The sequence below is a fragment of the Prochlorococcus sp. MIT 0916 genome (assembly GCF_047305155.1).
In the GTDB taxonomy this organism is placed as follows: domain Bacteria; phylum Cyanobacteriota; class Cyanobacteriia; order PCC-6307; family Cyanobiaceae; genus Prochlorococcus_B.
In genome coordinates, this window is the sequence record NZ_CP138980.1 from 912,207 (window position 1) to 924,334 (window position 12,128).

General features: G+C 34.5%; 10 protein-coding genes and 1 tRNA gene. 7 read left to right on the forward strand and 4 right to left on the reverse strand.

The genetic code is table 11. From position 1 onward, the window contains the following. The first annotated feature begins 68 nt into the window (after nucleotides 1-68). The 6 genes from SIB53_RS04700 (at nucleotide 69) to SIB53_RS04725 (ending at nucleotide 6,139) form a co-directional block, all read left to right on the forward strand. A complete protein-coding gene (locus SIB53_RS04700; protein WP_413679038.1) occupies nucleotides 69-1,694 on the forward strand; it encodes an ArnT family glycosyltransferase in 1,626 nt (541 codons plus the stop codon). Between the two features lie 82 nt (nucleotides 1,695-1,776). Further along, the gene (locus SIB53_RS04705; RefSeq protein ID WP_413679039.1) at nucleotides 1,777-2,037 is read left to right on the forward strand and encodes a hypothetical protein; all 261 of its coding nucleotides are present in this window, start codon (nucleotides 1,777-1,779) and stop codon (nucleotides 2,035-2,037) included. A 23-nt stretch (nucleotides 2,038-2,060) separates the two neighbouring features. Continuing rightward, nucleotides 2,061-2,729, forward strand: coding sequence for an ABC transporter ATP-binding protein (locus SIB53_RS04710; RefSeq protein WP_413679040.1), 669 nt, complete (start codon nucleotides 2,061-2,063; stop codon nucleotides 2,727-2,729). A 44-nt stretch (nucleotides 2,730-2,773) separates the two neighbouring features. After that, nucleotides 2,774-2,845 (forward strand) — tRNA-Asn (locus tag SIB53_RS04715). Between the two features lie 288 nt (nucleotides 2,846-3,133). Further along, complete coding sequence (locus tag SIB53_RS04720; protein ID WP_413679041.1) at nucleotides 3,134-4,729, forward strand: tetratricopeptide repeat protein; 1,596 nt, start codon at nucleotides 3,134-3,136, stop codon at nucleotides 4,727-4,729. Nucleotides 4,730-5,341: 612 nt separating this feature from the next. Continuing rightward, nucleotides 5,342-6,139 (forward strand): response regulator transcription factor, encoded by a 798-nt coding sequence (locus tag SIB53_RS04725; protein ID WP_413679042.1) that lies wholly within the window; start codon nucleotides 5,342-5,344, stop codon nucleotides 6,137-6,139. Here SIB53_RS04725 and SIB53_RS04730 read toward each other — a convergent pair. From SIB53_RS04730 to SIB53_RS04740, 3 genes are read right to left on the reverse strand one after another with little or no spacing between them, the layout of a single operon-like run. Further along, a complete protein-coding gene (locus SIB53_RS04730) occupies nucleotides 6,136-7,095 on the reverse strand; it encodes a DNA polymerase III subunit delta' (RefSeq protein WP_413679043.1) in 960 nt (319 codons plus the stop codon). The two genes, SIB53_RS04725 and SIB53_RS04730, sit on opposite strands and share 4 nt — an antisense overlap. Then, nucleotides 7,092-7,721, reverse strand: a complete 630-nt coding sequence (gene tmk / locus SIB53_RS04735) for a dTMP kinase (RefSeq protein WP_413679044.1) — start codon at nucleotides 7,719-7,721, stop codon at nucleotides 7,092-7,094. Before tmk ends, SIB53_RS04730 begins: the two co-directional genes overlap by 4 nt. Continuing rightward, nucleotides 7,718-10,048, reverse strand: a complete 2,331-nt coding sequence (locus tag SIB53_RS04740) for a heavy metal translocating P-type ATPase (RefSeq protein WP_413679045.1) — start codon at nucleotides 10,046-10,048, stop codon at nucleotides 7,718-7,720. The genes tmk and SIB53_RS04740 overlap by 4 nt, the downstream gene beginning before the upstream one ends. A gap of 161 nt (nucleotides 10,049-10,209) precedes the next feature. Between SIB53_RS04740 and SIB53_RS04745 the strand changes: the two genes are divergently transcribed. After that, the gene (locus SIB53_RS04745) at nucleotides 10,210-10,731 is read left to right on the forward strand and encodes a photosystem I assembly protein Ycf3 (protein WP_413679046.1); all 522 of its coding nucleotides are present in this window, start codon (nucleotides 10,210-10,212) and stop codon (nucleotides 10,729-10,731) included. 16 nt (nucleotides 10,732-10,747) lie between these two features. Here SIB53_RS04745 and radA read toward each other — a convergent pair whose 3' ends face one another. Then, nucleotides 10,748-12,127, reverse strand: a complete 1,380-nt coding sequence (gene radA / locus SIB53_RS04750; protein ID WP_413679047.1) for a DNA repair protein RadA — start codon at nucleotides 12,125-12,127, stop codon at nucleotides 10,748-10,750. Between the last annotated feature and the right edge of the window lies 1 nt (nucleotide 12,128).

Here is a 12,128-nt window from a genome sequence, read left to right on the forward strand (position 1 = left end):
ACTTGAATCAGTTTCGAGGCAAAAGTTATTTAATAATTCAATTCTTTTTTAATAATGCTTGAAAATTTGTGATTCAAAAGCTTTCTTGGTCTTTTAGAGATATAAATAGATGGAATAATTTTTTGATATTGACCGAGAGCATTTCCCACAACTATAAGCCCCCAATTATATGGATTTTTCTTTTTTGGACCATAGCTTGTGGGATTGTATTTTTCTCTCTTGGAAATTTGCCTTTAAGAGATTTTGATGAAGCAACTGTCGCACGAGTTGCATTGGAATTAAACCAAAAAAGTGGACTAGAACGATTGCTTCCTTCAATCTGGGATAAGCCCTATTTGAATAAACCCCCTGGATTGCACTGGATAATCTCTTTTGCTATAGGAATTAATCGAAACTTCCAAAATAGTTTTGATTACTTACCTTCTGAGTTTTGTATAAGATTTTTCCCTGCACTTTTTTCTACTTTTGTTATTCCATTGGGTGGCCTGATTCAGTGGAATTTGCGCCCTAAAGATCGAATAGCGTGTATTACTACATCAGCAATATTATTGACTTTATTGCCAATTATTAGATTTGGCAGAATGGCAATGTTGGATGGAACGCAGCTGAGTGCTATTGCACTTTTATGGTTTTGCTTATCATCAATAAAAAATCATAGGTCTACTAAATTTAATTTTTTAGGAGCTGGTTTTGCATGCAGTTTTATGCTATTACTTAAAGCTCCTGTAATTATTCCTGCACTACTTGCATCTTTAATACCTTTAATCTGGGAATATAAATCAAAAAAATATTTTAATAATCTTTCATGGTCCTGGTTCTTTTATGGAGCAATTCCAGGTTTTGCTTGGCATATATGGAACATTGTTTCATATGGTTCAGGAGCTTTCTGGTTGTGGTGGGGCGATGGAGCAGGAAGAGTTTTATTTGAAAAAGGCTCAGGTAGTGAGTTAGGAGTTCTGGTACCAATAATTGAAATTTTTGAAGGCGGTTGGCCTTGGGTTCTTCTGTGGCCAATTGGTTTTTTGTGGGCATGCTTGAGTCTTAATACTCGTTGGGGTATTTGGGCGTTTAGTACTCAGGTAATTATTGCAGGAAGTATTTTACCTCTAAAAATGCAACTTCCTTGGTATGTTCATCCATTTTGGTTGCCTTTTGCATTGGTATGTGGCCCCCCAGTATCTTGGTTAATTAAAAGAAAGGATAATGATTATATTTTTGCTGGTAAAATTTTAAGAAAAATTCCTTATATTTTATCTTTCATTGGAATATGCCTATGTGTGTTTTCTTTGTTAGTTAAATTAAATATTATCAATTTTGAAGAAGGTTACGTTAATGCAATATTTTCTATTAGTTCGGCTTGGTTTATTGGTGGATTATTATTATCTAATTCAAGAAAGAATATTAGAAAATTTGGTTTTATTGGAATGATTTTTGGAAGCATAATTGGTTTATTCTTTTTTGTTAGCTCTAAGTTTTGGTTATGGGAAATAAATGAGAATTGGGATGTAAGGCCTGTAGCCGAATTTATATCTAACTTCCCTGATCAACAAATTTTTATTAAAAATAGTTTTGAGCGACCAAGTTTAAATTGGTATGCACAAAAACAAATCAAAACTTTTGACGAAGAAAATCAAACTAAATGCAATGCAATTAAGAAAACTAATGATTGGGATCTTTATACATGTAATGATTAAATAAAATATTATTCTTAACATATTTTTCACTTCTTCCGCTTTTATTTGTAAGAATTATCAAGTTATAAGGGTTTTCTAAAAAGTGTATTGTATTGAGCTTACTATTAAATTAAGTCCGATGCCTTTGGTAGTACAGAGAAAAGAGCATGTAGATGCTCAAAGGCTTTACTCTGAAGTTGTAGATTCTCTTCAAAAAGGTAATCAAAAGCTTTTAGAGTTGACTTGTGAAAAAGTCGAAGATAAAAGAATGACAGTTGTTGTGAGTGAAATTACAGCTGTGCAGATTTACGAAAAAACTAGTAGTAGTACTAGTAAAAGGCCTGGATTCTCATTTCAGAATTAACCACAAATAGGAGTGATTCAATTTTGAAACCAACTGGGTTTAGCGGTTTGGAATTCGAGAAAGTTTCTTTTTCTTGGCCCAATGGAGTCAATGTTATTGATCAATGCTCATTTTCAATTGCAAAACCGGGTTTGTGGATGCTAGTGGGTGAAAACGGAAGTGGGAAAAGTACTTTGTTTCGATTGATTAGTGGAGTAGTTCGTCCCAAAAGCGGAAAAATTTTGTGTTCGCTAAGACCATCAATGGTTTATCAAAATCCAGATCATCAATTACTCATGCCAACATGTAAAAGTGAATTGATGCTTAGTGTTCCTAAAACTATTCCTCACATCAATTTATTTGAATTAATTCACGCCGCTCTTGAAAAAGTGGATTTAGGAGAAATGCTGGACAGACCTATTCATACTTTAAGTGGTGGCCAAAAGCAGCGTTTAGCTCTTGCTGGAGCAATTGTCAGCAATTCAAATTTACTGTTACTTGATGAGCCCACAGCACTATTAGATCCTCAAAGCCAAAATTCAGTTTTGAAAGTTGTGAAGAAATTGACAAGTTCGTCAGCTAATCCAATTACTGCAATATGGGTGACTCATCGTTTGGAAGAATTACTTTTTTGTGATGGGGCTGCAATACTTAAAAATGGACACATTAGTAAGTGGAATTCTGGGTCTAAAGTGTTCCAAGACTTAAAATGACTTGCTCTTAGGTAGCTAGCAAGGTTAAGTTCGTAATGTTGTAATCCTCGGTAGCTCAGCGGTAGAGCGATCGGCTGTTAACCGATTGGTCGCAGGTTCGAATCCCGCCCGGGGAGTTTTTAGAAACAGTCAGAAGCATTCAAGAGACCTCATCAGGTCTCTTCATGGAAAAGCGTTGTTTTTCCTTTCTATGAAGGATTTTTGCGCGGAACTTAGCTTTCAGTATTAGTCAGAAGGAATCATTCTGGAAAAGTCAATTCTCCCTCTTCCTTTTGACAAATTATTTTAAATAAGCTACTTTCCAAATCTTCTTGGCTCTATTTACCTGAGAAAATTCATCAACTTGTAGTTTCAGAAAAATTGATGAGTTAGTAGTAGGATTTTTATCTTGAAGTATTTATGAGATGAACGAGTTTGGAGAGAAAGAGCAAGAAAAAAAGAAAGTGACTGAAGTAAAAACATTCTCAGTTCCATTGCCTTTCAGAGACAACAAAGAAAACATTACTTTTACGACTAGTAAATACCCTAAATGTTCTGAAGAGCAATTAATTCAACAAGCACTCAAGCTTCATTCTCAAGGCAATGTTGCAGAGGCGGCAAAATATTATCAGCAGTGTATAAATTTGGGTTTCAATGATCAAAGAGTTTTTTCTAATTATGGAGGCATATTAAGAGATCTTGGCAAATTAGAAGAAGCAGAACTATCCACACGCAAAGCAATAGAACTTAAACCTGATTACGCGATGGCATATTCTAATCTTGGCAGCATATTAAAAGATCTTGGCAAATTAGAAGAAGCAGAATTATCCACACGCAAAGCAATAGAACTTAAGACTGATTTCGCAGACGCATATTCCAATTTAGGAGGTCTATTAAAAGATCTTGGCAAATTAGAAGAAGCAGAACTATCCACACGCAAAGCAATAGAACTTAAACCTGATTCCGCAGATGCATATTACAATCTATCAAACATTTTGATAGATCTTGGCAAATCAGAAGAAGCAGAACTATCCACACGCCAAGCAATAGAACTAAAACCTAATTTTTCAGAAGCTCATGACAATCTAGGGGTTATTCTAGAGATGCTTGGAAAACGTAATGAAGCTATATTCCATTGGGAAAAAGCAGTTCAATTAGAGCCTAATAATGAATCAGCACTTATAACTTTAGCTCATCATTTATGCTTTGAAAAAAAATACAACTTAGCATTAAAATATCTAAGTAAAAACAAATCTAATTCATCTCAAACTTTATATCTTGGTTGTTTATTATCTCTTGAAAGAGAAAAAGAATTTAATGAGAAGTATGAAGAAATATCTAAGAAGAGTGTTTGTAACGCCAATATTGGAGCAATCGTTGAGCATGCAAATATTATTTACCAAAAAAGATACGAATCACCTTTTTGTAATAAGGCAATTAACTATGTTTTAATAGATAAAATTAATGAAGAATCGTTATCCGAAAATTACTTAAACGAATTAATTTCTTTCACAAAAAACTCTAAAACAAATATGAGAAGTCAACCATCCCTCGAAGGAGGATTTCAAACTTCTGGCAATTTATTTACATTGGATTTTCCATTTATCCAATCAATGAAAAAAGTATTAATAGAAAAGATTGAAATTTACAAAAATCATTTTAAAGATAGCGGGCAGGGGTTTATTAAAAATTGGCCAAGAGATTATGAACTTCGTTCATGGATGATCAGTATGAAAAGTGGTGGATTTCTGAAGAGCCATAATCATGAATATGGATGGATTACTGGTAGTTTTTACCTTCAAATTCCAAAATATAATAAAAATGATAATGATTCAGGCAACATAGCTTTTAGCTACCAAGGTCCTAGGTACCCGAGTAAACAAAAAGATTTTAATTTAACTATTAAAAAAATAGAAACTAGAGACATTTGTATTTTCCCTTCTTCTTTATTTCATCAAACTATTCCCTTTGAAAGCTCAGATGAGCGAATATGTTTTGTTTTTGATTTAATACAGAAATAATAATATTCAAACTTCTTCTTATAACCACTTAATTCAATAAATCTTTGATTAGATTTACTTTCCAAGAGATAAAAATAACTTACATAACTGTGCAAGATTTGAAGAAAAATATCTCAACACTCTCATAAGGATGTATATGTTGAGGAAGAAAATTGCAGAACTGAAAACAATCTTTCATTAGATTTAGAAATCTAGTCTTAGAAAAATAATCAAATCAACTTTTGCTAAAGGTGTTTTCAAATGAAACCAAATGAAATCAAATGTTTAATGCCTGAGAAGTTTTTTTTAGTATTTTCAGGCTTCTTGAACCATTTTTCAGCTATCCAATCTCAATATGCACTCCAAAAGTACTTATTTTATGAACATTTTTGAGAGCAGTTTTTAGAGATCCTTAACAGAAGCACCCTCGAATCGGAAGACTTTCTAAAGACAGTAAAACATTTTTTCTTTGTTAAACACATGAAAAATCAGTTATAGCAAGTTATCTGGCCGATTATCTTGTCGAAAATGAAATTTTGGAATTCTGCACTAAAAACAAAATTTTGAGAGAATCATAAAAATATTTTGTAGTCGCTCTGTTGCGGGTACTTTCTAAAACTTGGGCATTTATTAATGAAGCCTTGCATTTTACTAATTGAAGATGACCAGGACATGAGAGACCTGGTTGCAGGGCATCTTGAACACACTGGTTTTGATGTACAGAAAGCTGAGGATGGTATTAAGGGACAAGCTCTTGCTTTGCAGTACGCGCCTGATCTAATTCTTCTTGATTTAATGCTTCCTAAAGTTGACGGCTTAACTCTTTGTCAACGATTAAGAAGAGATGAGAGAACAGCCGGTATACCTATCCTTATGATTACTGCATTGGGTGGAATTAAAGATAAAGTAACAGGTTTCAATTCTGGAGCAGACGATTACATAACAAAACCTTTTGACTTGGAGGAATTACAAGTCAGGATTAAGGCTTTGTTAAGAAGAACTAATCGTGCTCCATTAGGAAGTAATAATCAGCCTGAAATACTAAATTATGGACCTCTGACACTTGTTCCTGAAAGATTTGAGGCTATATGGTTCGAATCTCCAGTCCGTTTGACTCATTTGGAATTTGAACTGCTCCATTGTTTAATGCAAAGACATGGGCAAACGGTTGCACCTTCATTAATTCTAAAAGAAGTTTGGGGTTATGAACCTGATGATGATATTGAAACTATTCGCGTTCATGTAAGACATTTAAGAACGAAGCTTGAACCTGATCCTAGAAAACCTAGATTCATTAAGACTGTTTATGGTGCAGGATATTGCTTGGAACTACCAACTGGCGAAAAAATCAAGGAGATTGAACCATTAATAACTCAGACCAGAGAATCTCGCTCTAATAAAAATAATACTGATGAAAGGGTTATTGCTTAATTAAGTAAGTTTATATCTAATAAAGTTACTTCCCAAGCTAATCTTGGTTGCACATAACTAGATAATTGTTTTCTTAAGTCTTCTAATATTTCAATCTTACCGGAATTTTTTTCTTTTCTCCAAATTCTATTTTGTTGGAAATCAATTAACCATAGCTGTTTATCTATATTTAGTTCATCCGTGATTTCCTTAGCTAACTTTAATAACTCAATTTGATTAGTTAAGTTTATATTTAACTTTTGTCTTAACGAACATGAGATGTTGAACCAGTTTTGAAGATTTATTAGATATTGTCCAGGGGATCCATATGAAAAATCGATTAATTCTTTAATTTCTTCACTAGGAATATTATTTATTTCTTGAGCAACTTCTGATTTCTGAATAATATTATTTACTTGCTCATCATGTAAGCGAACAAATGGTACAATTTGACATCTTGATTTGATTGTTGATAATAATTTCTCTGGTCGTTGAGTAATAAGAATAAATAACCCTGTATTTGTCTCTTCAAGAGTTTTTAATAATGCATTTGATGCAGATTCATTAATTCTCTCAATGTCTTCAATTATTACTATACTTCTATCTGCTTCAAGTGGCTTTTTCCCCAAAAATTCTATTATCTCTCTAATTTGATTTAACCTTATTTTTGGAATTGATTTCATGCTTATATTCTCTGACTTTGCTTTTTTCTGAGAAATACTTTTACCTTGCACTATGTAAGAGGGCTCTATCCATAATAAGTCAGGATGATTATTATTCTCAATTTTTCTTCTTGTACTTTCTTTGGTGGAATTTTTGTCAAGAATAGCTTGGATAAATATTTTTGCAGTTTTTTTTCTTCCAACCCCCATTGGTCCAGAGAATAAATAAGCTGGACAAATATGTTCTTTAGAAACAGAAGCTTTTAAAATTTGAATTGCTAAATCTTGACCATATATATTTTTGAAATCATTCATTTTATTAATTTCTTTATCTCAGATTTAATTTCGGACATGATTTTTTCTCTAGAGTTTAATGCAGATATTTTTTTCCATTTTCTGTCTTCAGACAATTTCTTAAAGCCTAAAGATACATTTGATAAAAACTCTCTCCCCTCTTTTTCCATTCGATCATCTATTCTATTTATTCTTCTTTTTATACTTTCTTCAACAGGTAGGTCTAATAGAAATGTAATGTCTGGAACAATACCTTGAGTTGCAATAGTTTCGAGATCTTGAATTAGCTCGATATCTAATTTTCTTCCATAACCTTGATAAGCCATTGTGGAGCCACAAAATCTATCGCTTATTACCCAATCTCCTTTATTTAAAGATGGTCGAATAATTTCATTTATATGTTGTGCTCTGTCGGCTGCATAAAGTAACAGCTCAGTAATAGAATAAGGTGTTTTTTCTTTAGAAGTATTTAGTAGAAGCGATCTAATTGATTTTCCTAATTTAGTTCCTCCTGGTTCTCTAGTTACGACCAATTGATTCTTTTCAGGAATAAGTTCAGAGCCAAGAATCCATTGCGATAATTGATGGATTTGAGTGGTTTTACCAGAGCCATCAATACCCTCAATAACAATAAATTTTCCTTTCATTTTGATTTCAAAGATAAAGCATTAAATACAACACTTATTGAACTCAAAGCCATAAGTAAAGCCGCAAGCGGAGGAGATAGTAATAACCCATAGGATGGTAAAAGTAATCCTGCTGCTATTGGTAAAGCAATCAAGTTGTATCCAAATGCCCAGACAAGGTTTTGTCTTATTTTGAGCATTGCTTGTTTTGATAGTTGTAAAGCATTTGGAATTGCCTCCAAGTTTTCTCCAAGCAGCACAAGATCTGCAGAATCTTGTGCTATTTGCGTTCCTGTTCCTATCGCTATACCTAAGTCTGCAGCGGCAAGTGCTGGAGCATCATTAATCCCATCACCTATCATCGCAACAAAACCATTGTTTTTTAATGAGTTCAACTTATTTAGTTTGTCTGCAGGTAGCATTTGCCATTGAATTTGTTTTGCACTAAATCCTAATTTTTTCCCTAAAGATAAAACTGCGGAATCTCTATCACCACTGAATAAATTCAATGAAAAACCTCTTGAGCGTAATTTGTTAATTGAAAGGAAAGCATCTTTTCTTATTTGGTCATCAATCAAGAAAAAACCTAATAATTTACTCCCCATAGCAACTGACACTATTGATTGAGCTTTGCTTGTTGAAAGCTTGAAATTGTTTGCAATGTTTTCATTCCATTCAACTCCTTCACTTTTTATCCATTCCGGTGTTCCGACTCTTATCAGTTCTTCAAAATTATTAATTTTGCCAGCTAAGCCTCTTCCTGGATAAGTAGTAGATGATGTTACTTTTTCTAGTTTAATTCCTTTTTGATGTGCTTCTTGAATAATTGCTTGAGCGAGAGGATGGCGACTATCTTGTTCAATGCTTGCTGCCACTTTGAGCATGAGATTTCTTGTTGATTCTTTGTATTCCCAGCAGCCAATAACTAAGGGTCTTCCAATTGTGAGCGTTCCTGTTTTATCAAAAATTATTTGACTTATTTTTGATGCCATTTCTATGATATCCCCCCCCTTGAACAACCAGCCTCGTTTAGCAGCTTCCCCAGAGGCAACAGTAATTACAGTTGGGGTGGCAAGCCCCAGGGCGCATGGACAGGCCACAACTAAAACAGCAATTGATAATTGAAATGAGAGCCCAATGGGTGTTTGAGGTGTATTCATTAAATGATTATGCAAATGATGGCTTTGCATTAAACCTGTATTAGAGACTTCTAAAACTTCTGGCCAGACCCTGGTACCTATTTTCCACCAAAAAAGAAAAGTTGTTAAAGCAAGAGTTGTTACCCCGTAGCAAAATATTCCTGCAACCTTGTCAGCTAAGCCCTGAATTGGTGCTTTTCTAGCTTGGGCTTCTTCGACTAAACTTATTATTTTGGCTATTGCCGTTTCAGATCCAATCTTTTGAACTTCTAAAGTAATGGTTGACTCTAAATTAAGGCTCCCAGAAGGTAGTTCGATTCCTGGTGAAGCTTCTAGAGGTAAAGATTCGCCAGTTAAACTGGATACATCGATAGCTGAATTTCCCTTTATGACCAAACCATCAACTGGAATTCTATCTCCAGCTAATAATTGAATCTTTTCTCCTGGTCTTAGTGCACCTATTCTGATTTCACGGATTTCATTGTTTTCTAAAATCAGATTGGCTGTTTCGGGTTGTAATTTTGCTAATTCTTTCAATGCAGTTCCTGTTTTGACTCTTGCTCTTTCCTCTAAAAAACGACCTAATAAAACAAATCCAAGTAGCATTACTGGTTCATTGAAAAAACATGGCCAACCAACTTCTGGCCAAATTAAAGCAGTTATGCTTGCTAGGTAAGCACTCAGCACCCCAAGGCTCACCAAGGTATCCATAGTCGGTGTGAAAATTATTGCTGCCTTTAGGCCTGCTTTTAAGATCGATCTACCCGGGCCGAGTAATGCATATGTTGCCAGTCCAGCATGAAATGGTAATAACCCAATAAGTGGAATAGATAATTTTTGACCCTCTACTAAATGTCCCATGCCAGACAAGATTAGTAATGACGTGGCGATTATTAGTTGTCGCCATTTATTCCATAAACTTTGATTTTCATTTGACTCTAATTCGAGATTGTTTGAAATTTTTTGATAATCTCTTTCACTTGAAGGAAAACCCTTAGATGTAAGAGTTTGAATTACATCAGTCAAGTTATTATTAGGTTCTTTTATTTCTATAAATGCCGTTTTTGTAACTAAATTAACGCTTGCATCTTTTATACTTGGGTGGCTTTTTAGTATTTTTTCAACTGCTTGTACACAACTTCCGCACTTCATTCCATCCACATCAAGCAAAATTGAATCTTTGCTTTTGGCAATCTTTTTGCTGCTCAAGGGAATATAAATTTTAGATACTTACTTTAAATTTAATAAATAAAAAGGATGTTGCATTCATTTAATGATTTATTAATACATAAAAATTAGTTTCATTTTTTCTATCCATTTTTCATATTTCCAGGCAGGATAGAATTATATCTATTGATATTGGTTTAATCGTGCCTCGCAGTCAAAACAAAGACAATTTTCTTGATAAGGCCTTCACGAAGATGGCTGAAGGGATAGTGAAAGTAATGCCAATCGCTTCTAAAGAAAAAGAAGCCTATCTTTATTATAGAAAAGGTCTAGCAGCTCAGAATGATGGGGATTACTCAGAGGCTCTTGAGTATTACGAAGAAAGCTTAAAACTTGAGGACAATCAAGTTGATAGAGGCGAGACATTGAAAAACATGGCAATAATTTATATGAGTAATGGAGATGAGGAGAGGGCACTTAATACATATAAAAAGGCTTTGGGACAAAATCCAAAACAACCATCTTGTTTAAAAAATATGGGATTAATTTATGAAAAGAGAGGTCGCATTGCTCAGAGAAATGGCAATCAAGATGAGGGCGATATCTGGTTCGATCAGGCAGCTGAAGTTTGGAGTAAAGCGGTTCGTCTATATCCAGGAGGATATCTAGATATAGAGAACTGGCTAAAGACAACAGGGAGAGGAAATGTTGATGTTTATTTATAAATAATTCAAGTGTGAATTATTTATTTTTTAAAGCATCCATTAAAGCTTGATTTATGTTAGTGGCTTTTAATATTTTTATTTTTTTATTTTTTTCAAATTCACTGGTATCTATTCCTTCTGGGATAATTAATTTTTTATATCCAAGTCGGATAACTTCATTAATTCTTTGTTGCATTTGTCTTGCTAATCTTAGTTGACCAGCCAGACCAATCTCGCCGATAAATACGACACCTTCTTCAAGTTCAATATCTTTGAAGCTCGAAACTATTGCAGCAGCTATTCCAAGATCAGCGCCTGGTTCTTCAACCTCTAACCCTCCAGCTACAGCTAGGTAGCAATCATATCTTGACAGTGAGAGATTCATATTTTTTTCTATAACTGCCAAGATTTGGTGCAGCCTATTAATTTCAACCCCCGTTGCAGTTCTCCTAGGACTTGCATAACTAGTGGAATTTAAAAGTGCTTGTATATCTATGGCTAACGGTCTTGTTCCTTCGCAAGTCACAATTGTTGAAATTCCAGGTGCAGTGGTTTTGCTTAAAAATAACTCGCTTGGATTGGATACCTCTGACAAGCCATCCTGTTGCATTTCAAATACTCCGAGCTCACAAGTGGCGCCAAATCGATTTTTAACCCCTCTCAGGAGTCTGTGAGAAGCAAACCTGTCGCCCTCGAAAGTAAGTACTGCATCAACCAGATGCTCCAGAACTTTTGGTCCGGCTAGCATCCCATCCTTAGTGACGTGCCCAATTATGAGTAGAGATATATTTTCCCGTTTAGCAATTTGCTGTAATGCTGCTGAACATTCTCTTACTTGAGCCACTGAACCAGGGGAACTTGATAAATTTTTATCATGTAAGGCTTGAATGCTATCAATAACTGCAACGTCGGGTTTTAAGTAATTGAGCTCTTTTAAAACTAACTCTAGATCTGTTTCAGCGAGTAAATGAAGATTGGACTCAGAATTATCAATGCGATTCCATCTCAGTTTTACTTGTTGAGCAGATTCTTCAGCTGCAACATAAAGTACTGATCTTTTATGAGCCATTGCAGTAGCACTTTGCAAAATAAGAGTGCTTTTCCCAATACCTGGGTCTCCGCCAATTAGCACAAGTGATCCAGGTACTAAACCACCTCCCAGTACCCTGTCTAATTCATGATATCCGCTAGGAATGCGGTTGATAATTTGGTTCTTTGTCTTGCTGATTAGCTCTGAACGATATGGAGACTTCTCTTTAAGGGAATTAATCTTTGTGTAAAAAGATTTATCTGATTTTTGACTGATTTTTTCTTCTATTATCGAATTCCATTCTCCACAATTGTTGCAACGGCCAAAGAACTGCCTGGTTTGAGCACCGCAACTTTGACAGACATAAATAGAGACAGAACGAGACACT